Genomic DNA, 13891 nt, shown 5'->3' on the forward strand with positions numbered 1-13891 from the left:
GAGGCTAGTGCCCGTGTCCGTAGAGGGCTTCGGGTGAGATTTCGGGTTCGGTGATGGTGACGAACCCCTCCGGACGCGCCGCCCGGTAGAAACAGGAGCGCCGGCCCGTATGGCAGGCGACGCCCTCCTGCCGCACCACCAGCAGCAGCGTGTCGCCATCGCAATCGACGCGAAGCTCCACCAGATGCTGTCGCTGGCCTGAGCTTTCACCCTTGCGCCAGAGCTTGCCCCGGCTGCGGCTGAAATAGCAGACGCGGCCGGTGGCGAGCGTCTCTTCCACCGCCTCCCGGTTCATCCAGGCCATCATCAGCACTTCGCCCGTGCCTTCGGCCTGGGCGATGGCCGCGACCAGGCCATCCGCGTTGAAGGCGATGGCGGACAGCGTCTCGGCGATGGTGGCCTCCGAAATGTCAGACACCGGAGACCTCGTGCAGCCGGGCGAAGCCGCGTTCGAGATCCGCCTTGATGTCCGCCAGATCCTCGAGCCCGATGTGCAGCCGCATGATCTCGCCGCCGAAGACACCGGTGCCGGCGCTGCGGGAGATCGTGCCCGAGGTCGGCAGGATCAGGCTTTCATACCCGCCCCAGGACGCGCCGATGCCGAAGAGCGTCATGCCGTCGATCATGGCGGAGACGGCATCGACTCCGAACTCCGGCTTCAGCACCACGCCGAACAGACTGGAGGCGCCGGTGAAGTCGCGCTTCCAGAACTCATGGCCAGGCGCACCCGGCAGGGCCGGGTGCAGCACCTGCGCCACTTCCGGGCGCGCTTCCAGCCAGCGCGCCATGTGTAGGCCCTGCTGCATCTGATGCGCGAGCCGCACGCCCAGCGTGCGGATGCCGCGCAGCGCCAGCCAGCAGTCGTCCGGGCTCGCAAACTGGCCGAGCGCGGTCGCCGCATCGCGCAGCTGGCGCCAATGCGCGTCCTCGGCGACGGTCACCGAGCCGAGGATGATGTCGGAATGACCGCCGATATACTTGGTTGCCGCCTGGATGGAGACGTCCACACCATGGCGGAAGGGCTGGAAGAAGTGCAGCCCCCAGGTGTTGTCCATCATGACGACGCAGCCCTTCTCATGGGCGACCGCCGCAAGCGCCGGCACGTCCTGCACCTCGAAGGTATGGCTGCCCGGGCTTTCGAGGAAGAGCACCGCGGTCTCGGGCCGGAACAGGCCGGCGAGGGCTTCGGCGGTGATCAGCGGGTCGTAATAGGTCGTCGTGATCCCGAGACCGGCCAGCATGCCGTTGCAGAAGCGGCGGGTCGGGCCATAGACGCTGTCCGGCACCAGCAGATGCTGGCCGGTCTTGAGAAAGGCGAGCAGCGGCGTGGTGATGGCGGCGAGGCCAGAGGAGACGATCTGGCAGCGCGTGCCGCCCTCGATCTCGGCGATGGCATTCTCCAGCGCAAAATGCGTGGGCGTGCCGTGCGTGCCGTAGATCATCGCCTGCTCGTAGTGCTGGCCGCCGACGCTCTTGCGATGCGCGAGGTCGGGGTGCAGCACGGTGGAGCCGCGCACCAGCGGCGCATTGACGAAGCCATGCACGCGGGCACCGGGGCGCCCCATCTGCGTCAGTCGCGTCGCGAAGCGCTGCCCTTCGGGCAGCCGGTCGTCCATGTCAGCCATCGGTGCGGGATTCCACTTGCGTGTCGGGGCGGCTGCCCCATTCGGTCCAAGACCCATCATAAAGCGCGCCTTCGGGCAACCCCGCGACGGCGAGGCCGAGCGTCAGCACGGCGGCGGTGACGCCGGTGCCGCAGCTCGTCACCACGGGTCGGCTGCCATCCGCCCCTTCGGCCGCGAAGCGCGCGCGCAGGCCTTCGGCCGGCAGCATCGTCCCGTCGGCGGCCAGGAGGTCGTTGAAGGGGATGTTGTGCGCGCCGGGCATATGGCCGCCGCGCATGCCGGGGCGTGGCTCGGGGGTCGTGCCCTGGAAGCGGCCGGCCGGCCGTGCATCCAGAACGAGGGCCGAGCCATCGCTCACGATGTCGCGCATGGCGGCGAGGTCGCGCACGCGCTCGGGCCGGAAAGCGGGGCTGAACCGGGCGGGTGTCGGCGCCGCGGCGGGGCCGCTCTCCAGCGGCCGGCCTTCGGCGCGCCATTTGGGCAGGCCGCCGTCGAGCACCGCCGCGCGGTCATGCCCCATGGCACGCAGCATCCACCAGCCGCGCGCCGCGGAGAACAAGCCGAGCTGATCGTAGAAGATCACGCGGCTGTCGTTCCCAATCCCGAGGGCGCCCATCATCGCAGCGAACGCCTCCGGCCGCGGCAGCATGTGCGGCAGGTCGGTCGCCGTGTCCTTGATCGCATCGATGTCGAAGAACCTTGCGCCCGGGATGCGCGCCTCGGTGAAGAGGGCCTGGGCGTCACGTGGGTCATTCGGCAGATAGAAGGAACAGTCGCAGAGGATGATGTCGGCGTCGCCGAGGTAGTCGGCGAGCCATTCGGTGCTGACGAGCGGGGTCATCGGCGTCTCCCTCCATGAGGCCGCTAGTTTCCTCCTGCCCTTCCCGAGGGGCAAGGGTCGCCGAAGACGATCGATGCTAGCGCGGCGCGGCCCTGCTCAGACACGCCGGCACGAGCGCGAGGCCGAGGACGATGGCACCGATTGCCGGTAGCCAGATATAGCCGAAGCCCCCGCCCAGGATCGCCGCACCCAGCGCGGCCCCCGCGGCGTCGCCCAGATTGAAGGCAGACTGGTTGAGCGTGGAGGCGAGCTGCGGCGCATCCTGTGCTTCTGCCACCACCCGCTGCTGCAGAGGCGGCACCAGCGCGAAGGCAGCGACGCCCCAGAAGAAGATGGCGATCAGGGCCAGCGGCCCGCTCCGCACCAGCAGGCCGAGCCCGATCAGGGCCACGGCGTCCACGACCAGCAAAGCGCGGATCGCCCGCAAGGCGTGACGGTCCGCGAAGCGCCCACCGACGAGGCCACCTACGGTGAGCCCGGCGCCAAAGACGAAGAGCGCCCAGGCTGCGCCATGCGGCGCGAAGCCCGCTTCCCGCTCCAGCAGCGGCGTCAGGAAGCTCAGCACCGTGAACAGCGCGGCCGAGGACAGCGCGCTGATCAGCATGGCAAGCCAGATCTGGGGTTGCCGCAGTGCGGTGAGTTCCTGCCTGATCCCGCCCTCGCCGCGCCCCAGCTCCCGCGGCATCCAGAGTAACATGGCGAGCAGCGCCGCGGCCGCCAGAACCGCCACCAGCGCAAAGGTCACGCGCCAGCCCGCGATCTGTCCGATCCAGGTGCCGGCCGGCACCCCGATGACGTTCGCGACCGTCATGCCGGTGAAGAGCAGCGCGACCGCCCGGACGGCCTTGCCGGGCGGCGCCAGCCGTCCGGCGACGATCGCCGCCGTACCGAAGAAGGCGCCATGGGCGAGCGCCGTCACCACCCGCGCGGTCATCAGGACCCCGAAGCCGGGCGCCACGGCGCAAGCCACATCCCCCGCCAGGAATACGCCCATTAGCAGCACCAGCGCCTGCCGGCGCGGCATCGAGGAGAGGAGTGCGGCAACGAGGGGCGAGCCGAAGGCGACGCTCAGCGCATAGACCGAGATGAGCAGACCGGCGGTCGGGACCGATACGTGAAGCCCGGACGAGAGGCTGGGCACAAGGCCGACGATGACGAATTCGCCGGTGCCGATGCCGAAACTCGCCAGCATGAGGGCAAAGAGCGCGAGGCCGGTACCGCGCGCCGCCGCGACCGGCGCACGCGCCCCTTGGAAACCGGCAGGCCCACCACCCGCCCCGCCTGCGCGGTCCAAGGTCAGTTGCCCGCCTTCGGCAGACGGAGGGTCTTGCGGTTGATGGTTCCCATCAGCGGCAGACTGACGGTCTGGACGTGCGCTCTCAACTCATATTCTCGACAGACCGCATGCGGCCCTGCGGAGGCTGCCACCGGCCATGGCGCCGGCCGATGTTGCAGACGCGCAGGCACGCTCTGCCCCCTGCCACGAATATGCTGTACAGAGCGAGAATACCCCGCTCGCTGCAAGGAATCCGCACCCCGTGACCGAACGACTGCTCATCTGGGTGCTGCTCGGCACGTTGTTCGCCGGCTGCTTCACCGTGCTGCAGCCCTTCATCGCCGCGATTGCCTGGGCCGCGATCCTGACCTTCATCACCTGGCCCATCTATGTCCGTCTCAGGGCACAGTTGCGCCTGTCGCGCGGCCTCGCCGCCCTCGTCATGATTCTGATGGCGGCCCTCTTCATTCTCCTGCCCCTTTCTCTGATCGCGGAGAGCGGTCTGCAGAACGCGGCCAATCTGCGCCGCATGATCAACGAAGTGCTGATCTTCGGCCTGCCCCCGGCTCCTGCCTGGGTCGCGGCCCTGCCGCTGTTCGGCACGACGGTGGCCGACGTCTGGAACCACTGGTCGGCCGATCTCGAAAGCCTGCAGGCGGCGATCCATCCTTATATGGGCTTCGCCGCGAAGGAAGGGCTGCACCTGCTGATGGCGATCACCGACGGCATCGTCCGGATGGGGCTCGCCCTCTTCATCGCCTTTTTCTTCTTTCTCTATGGCGACGGGCTGGCCCACGGCATCGCCGGCATCCTGACGCGGATCATCGGTGACCAGGCGGAGCGGCTTCTGGGGATCGTGGGCGCCACGGTGCGGGGCGCGGTCTACGGCATTCTCGGCACCGCTCTCGTGCAGGGGGTGATGCTCAGCCTCGGCCTCTGGGTGAGCGGCGTTCCCAATGCGGCGCCATTGGCGCTGGCTGGCACCTTCTTCTCGCTCGTGCCGGGCGGCGGCGCGCTGATCTGGGTGCCCGCGGCGATCTGGCTGCTGAGTTCGGGATCGGACGTCGCGGGGCTCGCCCTTGCCGCCTGGTGCGGCATCGGCATTTCGATCGCCGATAGCCTGGTGCGCCCCTGGTTCATCGCCCGTGGCGCGCACCTACCCTTCATCCTGGTGCTACTCGGCGTGCTCGGCGGGGCGCTCGCCTTCGGAATCCTCGGCGTCTTCCTGGGCCCGGTCCTGCTCGGCGTGGGCTTCATCCTGGCCGAGGAATTCTCCCGTGGCGTGCCGGAAGACCGGGTGGCCGCGGTAGAGGCCGCGAGCCGGCCGAAGCGGGTCACCCCCTTCGGTCGCGGCCGGCAGGGCTGATCCCCACCGGCCGTCTGCCGGTCAGTAGGTGACGACGGTCCGGATCGACTCGCCGCGCTTCATGAGATCGAAACCCTCGTTGATCTGCTCGAAGGGCAGAACATGGGTGATCAGATCGTCGATATTGATCTTGCCGTCCATGTACCAGTCAACAATACGCGGCACATCTGTCCGCCCGCGCGCGCCGCCGAAGGCGGTGCCCAGCCACTGCCGGCCGGTGACGAGCTGGAAGGGCCGTGTGCTGATCTCCGCCCCGGCGGGCGCCACGCCGATGATGATGGACTTGCCCCAGCCGCGATGCGCGCATTCCAGCGCCTGGCGCATCACCTTCACGTTGCCGATGCATTCGAAGCTGTAATCTGCCCCGCCTTTGGTGAGGTTGACGAGATAGGGCACCAGATCGCCCTCGACCTCGGCTGGGTTGACGAAATGCGTCATGCCGAATTTCTCGGCCATCGGCACGCGGCCGGGGTTGAGGTCCACGCCCACGATCATCTCGGCGCCGGCGAGCCTGGCACCCTGCACCACGTTCAGCCCGATGCCGCCCAGGCCGAAGACCACGACCTTGGCGCCTGGCTCCACCTTCGCCGTATTGATGACGGCGCCGATGCCCGTGGTGACGCCGCAGCCGATGTAGCAGACCTTCTCGAAAGGTGCGTCCTCGCGGATCTTGGCGAGCGCGATCTCGGGCAGGACGGTGAAGTTCGAAAAGGTCGAGGTGCCCATATAGTGGTAGATCGGCTCGCCCTCGCAGGAGAAGCGCGAGGTGCCGTCCGGCATCAGCCCCTGGCCTTGCGTGCTGCGGATGGCGACGCAGAGATTGGTCTTGCGGCTGAGGCAGTATTCGCAGTTACGGCATTCCGGCGTGTAGAGCGGAATGACGTGGTCACCCTTCTTCAGGCTGGTGACGCCAGGGCCCACATCCACCACCACACCCGCGCCCTCATGGCCGAGGATGGAGGGAAAGAGCCCTTCCGGATCGGCACCCGAGAGGGTGAACTCGTCCGTATGGCAGATGCCGGTCGCCTTGATCTCGACCAGGACTTCACCCGCGCGGGGGCCTTCCAGGTCGATCGTCTCGATGCTGAGCGGCTGCGCCTTGGCGCGGGCAACGGCGGCACGGGTTTTCATGGGCTCACTCCCTGAACGACTAAACGAGAAGGTCGGTGGTCGGGTGGGCGGCGGACACCGCCTGCGCTTCGGTCTTTTGGCCCAAGGCCAGGCATTTTGCCATGAGAGACGGCAGCGCCTGGGCCACAACCTCGTCGGCCGGGCAGAGAAAGCCTTGCCCGATCGCGCCATCGGGAATGGCCACGACCGACGCGCCATAGACCACGAGCCGCAGCTCGAAATGCGTGAAGACATGGCGCACCTCGCCGAGCTTCACCCAGGGCGCCTGGGCCAAGGGCGCCGCGGCCAGCGCTTCGGCGGGCTCCCAAGGCTCGGCGCGCCAGGACGTGCCGGGAATTTCCACCATGCCGCCGAGCAGGCCTTTCTCGGGGCGGCGGCGCAACAGCAGCCGCCCCTGCTCGTCCGTCAGATGGAAATGGGCGCCAAAACGGATGGGCCGCGCGGCCTTCGGCGCCTTGCGCGGCAGCGTGGCGGCGATCCCGCGCTCCCGCCCGGCGCAGGCGTCGCTCCAGGGGCAGAGGGCGCAGGCGGGATTGGCGGGCGTGCAGAGCGTGGCGCCGAGATCGAAGAGCGCCTGCGCGGTGTCCGACGGTGCATCCCGCGCCGCCTCTTGCTCCATCAAGGAGGCCGCACGCACGCGGATCTCGGGGCGCGCCTGGGGCAGCGGCGTCTCGATCGCGAAGAGCCGGCTCATGACCCGCTCGACATTGCCGTCCACCGGCACCACGGGCAGGCCGAAGGCGATGGCGCCGACGGCCGCGGCGGTATACTCGCCGATGCCCGGCAGCGCTCGCAGTCCTTCGACGCTTGCGGGAAACCTGCCCCCCATCGCCGCCACTGCGCGCGCACAGGCGAGCAGATTGCGGGCGCGGGCGTAGTAGCCGAGCCCGGCCCAGGCCGCCATCACAGTCTCGTCCGCGGCCGCCGCCAGACTCGTAACGCTGGGGAACAGGCTTAGAAAACGTTCATAATAGGGGATGACGGCAGCGACCGTCGTCTGCTGTAGCATGATTTCGGACAGCCAGACGCGATACGGGTCCGCGGCCTCACCCGGTTCTGCCCGCCACGGCAGGCTGCGGCGATGCCGTGCGTACCAATCGAGCAGGCGCGCGACGGAGGGCGAGGAGCGCATGGGGGAGGAAGAGCGGGGCGAGGGCACGGCGCGCAGGATGACGCCGCAGGCCCCGGCACGCAAGGAACCGCCGCCCGAGGACGTCCGCGCCTTCGCCATGCGCCCGCTTGGCGGCATCATCCCGCGCGTGACCCGGGCGAGCTTCCGCCGCCGCTCCCCCGCCGCCGCCCAGATCATGCTCGACTGGATGGAGATCATGGGGCCCGTCCTCGGGCCGCGCACGGTGCCGCAGAAGCTCTCCGCCGGCACACTCACCATCGGGTGCCAGGGACCGGTCGCGATGGAACTGCAGCACCTGTCCACGCAGCTCATCGAGCGGCTGAACACCCATCTCGGCGCGAGCGGCGACCGCGCGCCGATCCAGCGCCTCCGCTTCGTGCCGATGCCCATCCTCTCGACCTTGCCGAAGACGCCGCGGCCGGTGGCGCTGCCGCCACCGCCGCCCCTGCCGGAGATTGCACCAGGCCCGCTGCATGATGCGCTGGCGCGTCTCGGGCAGCGGGTTGCCGCCCGCCAGAAACCGCGCTGACCGATAGAAATATCGACAGCTAGTTGGCCGATCTGCTATTCACCACAAGATATTGAAGGTAGCCGTGATGATCTCTCGCCGTTCCGTTCTCACCGCCGGCGCCGCCGTGATGGGCGCCACCGCCCTTCCGGCGATGAGCTTCGCCGATGCTGCGCCGGCCACCGAAGGCCCGCGCTTCATCGGCTCCGCCACCGCACCGGTGACGGTGGACGAATTCTTCTCCCTCACCTGCACCCATTGCGCGCATTTCTCGATGACGACGATGCCCGAGGTGATGGAAAAGCTGGTGAAGCCCGGCAAGCTGCGCATCGTCTATCATGACTTCCCGCTCGACGCGGTGGCGCTGGAGGCCGCGATGGTGGCCCGCTACCTGCCGACCGACCAGTACTACCCCTTCATCACCGCCCTCTTCGCGAGCCAGGACACCTGGGCCTTCGCGCAAGGCGTGAACTACACGGACGAGCTGTGGAAGATGGCGGCCCTGGCCGGCATGAACCACGATACCTTCACCAAGGCAGTGGGCGACGACGCGCTCAAGAACTGGATTCAGACCCAGCAGGTGGCGGACGAGAAGATGTACAACATCGAAGCAACTCCCTCCTTCCGCATCAAGGGCAAGACCCAGGCCGGCGACATGTCGTACGACGACTTCGCCGCCGCCATCGGCCTTGCCGGGTAAGAACGGCAGATGCCGGCCCGGCTCGCCCGTCTACGCATCGCGGGGTTCAAAAGCTTCGCGGATTCGACCAGCCTGGACATCCTGCCGGGCCTGACCGGCATCATCGGCCCGAATGGCTGCGGCAAGTCGAACATCGTGGACGCGCTGCGCTGGGCCATGGGCGAGGGCAATGCCCGGTCGCTCCGTGGCGGCGAGATGGACGACATCATCTTCGCCGGCACCACCAGCCGTCCTTCGCGCAACCTCGCCGAAGTGACGGTCACGCTGGAAGATGCTGCGGGCATGGTGCCGCCGCCGAACCATGAACAGTCCGAACTTGAGATCACCCGCAAGATCGAACGCGGCTCGGGTAGCGGCTATCGGCTGAACGGCCGCGAGATTCGGGCCCGTGACGTGCAGACACTCTTTGCCGACATGGCGAGCGGTGCCCGCAGCTGCGCCATGGTCGGCCAGGGCCGCGTCGCCGCCATCGTCGGCGCCAAGCCCGAAGAGCGGCGGCAGATCCTGGAAGAGGCGGCGGGCATCGCCGGCCTCTCCGCCCGGCGACACGAGGCGGAGCTGAAGCTGCGCGGGGCGGAAGCCAATCTGCAACGCGCCGAGGACATGCGCGGCCAGGTGGAAATCCAGCTGCAGGGCTTGCAGAAACAGGCGCGCCAGGCAGCGCGCTACCGCAACATCTCCGGCCTCATCCGCGCGGCGGAGGCGGAATTCCTCGGTCTGCAATATGCCCGGGCCGAACGTGGCCGCGCGGCCGCCGAAGAAGCGCTGAAGAAGGCGCAGCAGGCGGTGACGGAAGCCGCCGAAGCAAACCGCGCCGCCGAACAGGCGCATGGCGCCGGCAGCGAAATCCTGCCGAGCCTGCGCTCCCGCGAGGCGGACGCCCGCACGGCGCTGGAGCGCCAGCGCGTCGCGACCGAGCAGCTCGTCGCCGAGGAGAATCGCGCGAAGGCCGCCATCGCCGCGGCAACGCAGCGGCTGGAGCAGGCGAACCGCGACCTCGGTCGCGCCGAAGGCATGATGCGCGATGCGGCGGAGGCGGAATCCCGCCTTGCCGCCGAGGATGCGACGCTCGCGGCCGCCGAAGAGGAGGCGAAGGGCAAACTCGCTGAGGCCGAAGCCGCCATGCAGCATGCGGCGGAGGCAGCACGCGCAGCAGAGACGGCGGCGCAGGCCGCGGCCGAGCGCAACGCGGCGCTGACGGCCACGGTCCAGGCGCTCTCCGGCCGCGTCACCCAGGCCGAGCAGCGCAGCCGCCGCGCCAATGAGCAGGTGGCCCGCCTGACGGTGGAGCGCGACCGGCTGGCGCAGGACCTCATTGCCCCCGAGAAACTTGCCGAGGCGAAGGAGGCGGCCGAGACGGCCGAAGAGGCGCGCAAGGCCGCTGCCACCCGGCTGGAAGCCGCCGAGAAGGCGCGGGTCGCCGCGCAGAGCGCGCTTGCCGCGGCGCGTGACAAGGCCAATGCGGCCGAGTCCGCCGCGACGAAGCTGCGCGCCGAGATCCGCGCGCTGAACGAGGTGCTGAGCGTCGGGCAGACCCAGTCCGGGCCGCAGCTGGTCGACGAACTTACCGTTCCGGCAGGGCTGGAAGCGGCGCTGGGTGCCGCCTTCGGGGAGGAGCTGAGTGCCGCGACCGCGCGCGATGCCGCGCGCAGCTGGCGGGAACTGCCGCCGCTGGCGGAGAGCGCCGCCATGCCCGAAGGCTGCACGCCGCTCGGCGCCGTGGTGCAGGGGCCGCCGGCGCTGGCTCGCGCCCTTTCGCACATTCTGCTCGCCTCCGCTGAGGCCGCACCCGATCTGCAGGCGCAGCTCCGCCCCGGCCAGGTCATCGTCTCGGAAGAGGGCGGCGTCTGGCGCTGGGACGGCTATACCATCAAGGCCGGCACCCCGACGGCCGCGACCGTGCGCCTCACCCAGCGCAACCGGCTGCGCCGCCTGCGGGAAGAGGGCACCGCCGCCGATGCCGCAGCGCAGGAGGCACGCGCCGCTCAGGAAGCCGCCCAAGCGGCGGATCGTGCCGGCATCGCCGAGGAACAGGCGGCGCGCCAGGCCCGGCGGGAGGCCGACCAGACGGCCGAACGCCTGCGCAACACCGCCGCCGCTCTGACCAATCGCGCCGCCCAGGCGGAAGCGCGTCTCGCCGGTGTCGCCGCCCAGCTCGAAGCAGCCGAGCCCGAGCGGCAGGAAGCGGACGCCGCGCTCGCGGCCATTCGCGCGGAAGCGGCCGCCCTGCCCGACCTCTCCGCCAAGCGCGCCGAAGTCGAAGCCGCGCGCAGCGCATTGCAGCTGGCGCGCCGCGAGGAAAGCGACAGCCGCAGCCGGCACGACGCACTGCTGCGCGAAGCCAGCACCCGCGCCCAGCGGCGCGACAGCCTGGCGCGCGAGCGCCAAGGCTGGGCCGAGCGCGCGGCGGAAGCGGGCAGCCACCTCGCCGATCTCCGCCAGCGCCAACAGGAAGCCCAAGCCGAGCACGCGGCCCTCGCCGCCGCGCCGGAGAAGATCGCGACGGAGCGCGCGGCCCAAAGCGCCCTGCTCGCCGAAGCGGAGACCGAATACCGCGCCATCGCCGAGCGACTGAAGCAGGCGGAGACCGAAGCGCGCGCCGCCGAAAAGGCCTCCCGCGCCGCAGAGACCGCGCAGGCGCTGGCCCGCGAGAATTTGGTCCGCGCCGAAAGCGCCGTCGAACAGGCGAACCACGCCTGGGGCACGGTCGCCGAACGCGTGCTGGAACGTCTCGGGGCCAATCCCTCGTTTCCGGAACTGCAGGGCGAGCCAAGTCAGGAGGCGGAGGAGAAGGCCCGCCGCAAGTTCGAGCGCTTGACCAAGGAGCGGGACGAGATGGGGCCCGTGAACCTGCGCGCCGAGATCGAGGTGCAGGAGATCACCCGCCAGCTCGAGCTGATGGACCGCGAAAAGGGCGATCTCGTCGCCGCCATCGCCAAGCTGCGCGGCTCGGTCGGCCACCTCAATCGCGAGGGGCGCGAGCGGCTGTCGGCGGTCTTCTCGGAAATCGACAAGAATTTCCAGATGTTCTACGCGCGCATGTTCGGCGGCGGACGGGCGCATCTGGCGCTGGTGGGTTCGGATGATCCGCTGCAGGCCGGGCTCGAAATCTACGCCCAGCCGCCGGGCAAGAAGCTCTCCACCCTGTCGTTGCTCTCGGGCGGCGAGCAGGCGCTGACGGCACTCTCCCTCATCTTCGCCGTCTTCCGCTCCAACCCCGCGCCGCTCGCGGTGCTCGACGAGGTGGACGCGCCGCTGGACGACGCGAATGTAGAGCGGCTGTGCACCCTGCTCAACGAAGTGGTGCGCGAGACCGGCACGCGCTTCCTCGTCGTCACGCACCATCATCACACCATGGCGCGCATGGACCGGCTCTACGGCGTCACCATGATGGAGCGCGGCGTTTCCCGCCTGCTGTCGGTCGATCTCAATCGCGCCGTGGCAATGACGGAGCCGACGCCACAGATGGCCGCGGAATGAGCCTTGACCGGAGGGGCCGGTTGATCCCTCCGGACTGCGTGCTATCAAAGCCCGCCGCTTGAGTTTTGGGGATAGGGCGTATGACGGATGTGACTGAGCCGAAGGGCAAGACGGAGGTGGAGGCAGCGGCCGAGCCGCATCTGCCCGCAACCTCCGCTGCGGCCGCATCCGCGGAGCCTTCCATCGGCGAGGCGATGATCGCGGCCGATCTCGCCGCAACCGAGGAGACCGAGGCGACGTATTCGCCGGCGGAACCCTTCGGGCCGAAGACCTTCCCCTATGATCTCGAGGCGCCGGAACTGACCCGCGCCTTCTACCATGCCCGCACGCCCCGCGCCTGGACGAACCGGCCGGTGGACGAGGAGACCTTCCGGCACCTCTACGATCTCGTGAAGCTGGGGCCGACCTCGGCCAACAGCTGCCCCGCCCGCTTCGTCTTCCTCCGCTCCCGCGAAGCACGGGAGCGTCTGCGGCCGGCGCTGACCCACGGCAACGTGCAGGCGGTGATGACCGCGCCCGTCGTCGTCATCGTCGGATACGACCCATCCTTCTATGATTTCCTGCCCCGCCTCTATCCGCAGGCGGAGGAGGCCCGCAGCTGGTTCGCCTGGAACGACGAGTTCTCCCAGGAAACTGCCATGCGCAACGGCAGCCTCCAGGGCGGCTATCTCATCCTCGCCGCGCGCCTGCTCGGGCTCGACTGCTGGCCGATGTCCGGCTTCGACAATGCCAAGGTCGACAGCCTTTTCATGGACGGCCGCAGCTGGCGCTCCAACTTCCTGCTCTGCCTGGGCTATGGCGAGCCGATGGACGGGCCGCGCAACCCGCGCCTCACCTTCGAAGAATGCTGCGAGGTGGCCTGATGCCGCGGGGGCATTGGCCGGACGGCGCGCCTATGCTAGCCCGCGCGCCATGAGCCTGCCCCTGATCGCCGTGCTCAACGGCCCCAACCTGAATATGCTCGGCCTGCGCCAGCCCGAAGTCTATGGCTCGGCGACGCTCGACGACGTCGAACAGCTCTGCGCTGAAACTGCGGAGGGTCTGGGGCTTGCGATCGACTTCCGCCAGACCAACAGTGAAGGTGAGCTGATTTCCTGGGTCCAGGAATGCCGGGGCCGCGCGAGCGGCATCGTGATCAACCCTGCGGGCCTGACCCATACGTCCGTGTCGCTGATGGATGCGCTGCTCTCGGCCGAACTGCCGGTGGTCGAGGTCCACATTTCGAATATTCACCGCCGGGAGCAATTCCGGCATCACTCTTACGTCTCCAAAATAGCAACGGGTGTGCTTTGCGGATTCGGAACACATGGCTACGCCCTGGGTCTGATCGCGATGGCACGGATTCTGGAAGGTGGCCTATGAACCGGCTGTCATTTGACCCTGACGACATTCGCGAACTCGCCTCGATCCTGGACGAGACGGGCCTGACCGAGATCGAAATCTCGGAAAAGGATCGCAAGGTTCGCATCGCCCGCGCCCCGGCTCCCGTGAGCTATGCCGCGGCGCCGGCGATGGCAGCCCCTGCGCCCGTTGCCGCCGCGGCAGCGCCTGCGCCGGCAGCAGCCCCCGCCGCCGCCGCGCCCGATGCGAGCCATCCGGGTGCCGTGACCAGCCCGATGGTCGGCGTCGCCTATCTCGCGCCGGATCCGGAGAGCCCCAACTTCGTCTCCGTCGGCCAGCGCGTGGAGGCCGGGCAGACCCTGCTTCTGATCGAAGCGATGAAGACCTTCAACCAGATCAAGGCGCCGCGCGGCGGCACCGTGTCTCAGATCATCGTCGGCGCCGGAACTCCGGTGGAGTTTGGCGAAGTCCTGATGATTCTGGACTAATCG

General features: G+C 69.1%; 12 protein-coding genes and 1 pseudogene. 7 read left to right on the forward strand and 6 right to left on the reverse strand.

The window, feature by feature from the left end; all coding sequences use genetic code 11:
* Nucleotides 1-4 precede the first annotated feature (4 nt).
* From hisI to ACYQ6W_RS07810, 4 genes are all read right to left on the reverse strand, one after another.
* A complete protein-coding gene (gene hisI / locus ACYQ6W_RS07795) occupies nucleotides 5-418 on the reverse strand; it encodes a phosphoribosyl-AMP cyclohydrolase (protein WP_459674594.1) in 414 nt (137 codons plus the stop codon).
* A complete protein-coding gene (metC, locus tag ACYQ6W_RS07800) occupies nucleotides 411-1625 on the reverse strand; it encodes a cystathionine beta-lyase (protein WP_459674595.1) in 1215 nt (404 codons plus the stop codon). Before metC ends, hisI begins: the two co-directional genes overlap by 8 nt.
* A complete protein-coding gene (sseA, locus tag ACYQ6W_RS07805; protein ID WP_459674596.1) occupies nucleotides 1618-2466 on the reverse strand; it encodes a 3-mercaptopyruvate sulfurtransferase in 849 nt (282 codons plus the stop codon). Before sseA ends, metC begins: the two co-directional genes overlap by 8 nt.
* A 76-nt stretch (nucleotides 2467-2542) precedes the next feature.
* The gene (locus ACYQ6W_RS07810) at nucleotides 2543-3760 is read right to left on the reverse strand and encodes an MFS transporter (RefSeq protein WP_459674597.1); all 1218 of its coding nucleotides are present in this window, start codon (nucleotides 3758-3760) and stop codon (nucleotides 2543-2545) included.
* Nucleotides 3761-4004: 244 nt separating this feature from the next.
* Here ACYQ6W_RS07810 and ACYQ6W_RS07815 point away from each other — a divergent pair, with 244 nt between their 5' ends.
* On the forward strand, nucleotides 4005-5108 hold the full coding sequence (locus tag ACYQ6W_RS07815) for an AI-2E family transporter (protein ID WP_459674598.1): 1104 nt from the start codon (nucleotides 4005-4007) through the stop codon (nucleotides 5106-5108).
* Between the two features lie 21 nt (nucleotides 5109-5129).
* On the opposite strand, the gene ACYQ6W_RS07820 is transcribed toward ACYQ6W_RS07815, so the two are convergent.
* Together ACYQ6W_RS07820 and ACYQ6W_RS07825 are read right to left on the reverse strand one after the other, a co-directional pair.
* The gene (locus ACYQ6W_RS07820) at nucleotides 5130-6239 is read right to left on the reverse strand and encodes an S-(hydroxymethyl)glutathione dehydrogenase/class III alcohol dehydrogenase (protein ID WP_459674599.1); all 1110 of its coding nucleotides are present in this window, start codon (nucleotides 6237-6239) and stop codon (nucleotides 5130-5132) included.
* Between the two features lie 19 nt (nucleotides 6240-6258).
* On the reverse strand, nucleotides 6259-7371 hold the full coding sequence (locus ACYQ6W_RS07825) for an A/G-specific adenine glycosylase (protein ID WP_459674827.1): 1113 nt from the start codon (nucleotides 7369-7371) through the stop codon (nucleotides 6259-6261).
* Between the two features lie 37 nt (nucleotides 7372-7408).
* Between ACYQ6W_RS07825 and ACYQ6W_RS07830 the strand changes: the two genes are divergently transcribed.
* The 6 genes and pseudogenes from ACYQ6W_RS07830 (at nucleotide 7409) to accB (ending at nucleotide 13888) form a co-directional block, all read left to right on the forward strand.
* Nucleotides 7409-7900, forward strand: coding sequence for a DciA family protein (locus tag ACYQ6W_RS07830; protein WP_459674600.1), 492 nt, complete (start codon nucleotides 7409-7411; stop codon nucleotides 7898-7900).
* Nucleotides 7901-7967: 67 nt separating this feature from the next.
* Nucleotides 7968-8579 (forward strand): thioredoxin domain-containing protein, encoded by a 612-nt coding sequence (locus ACYQ6W_RS07835; RefSeq protein ID WP_459674601.1) that lies wholly within the window; start codon nucleotides 7968-7970, stop codon nucleotides 8577-8579.
* 9 nt (nucleotides 8580-8588) lie between these two features.
* Nucleotides 8589-12059, forward strand: coding sequence for a chromosome segregation protein SMC (smc, locus tag ACYQ6W_RS07840; RefSeq protein ID WP_459674602.1), 3471 nt, complete (start codon nucleotides 8589-8591; stop codon nucleotides 12057-12059).
* Between the two features lie 284 nt (nucleotides 12060-12343).
* Nucleotides 12344-12922 (forward strand): annotated as a pseudogene (locus ACYQ6W_RS07845) (malonic semialdehyde reductase); the annotation flags it as partial.
* Between the two features lie 49 nt (nucleotides 12923-12971).
* A complete protein-coding gene (gene aroQ / locus ACYQ6W_RS07850; RefSeq protein ID WP_459674603.1) occupies nucleotides 12972-13421 on the forward strand; it encodes a type II 3-dehydroquinate dehydratase in 450 nt (149 codons plus the stop codon).
* Complete coding sequence (accB, locus tag ACYQ6W_RS07855; RefSeq protein WP_459674604.1) at nucleotides 13418-13888, forward strand: acetyl-CoA carboxylase biotin carboxyl carrier protein; 471 nt, start codon at nucleotides 13418-13420, stop codon at nucleotides 13886-13888. Before aroQ ends, accB begins: the two co-directional genes overlap by 4 nt.
* Nucleotides 13889-13891: the final 3 nt, after the last annotated feature.

This window comes from Acidisoma sp. 7E03, assembly GCF_054665075.1.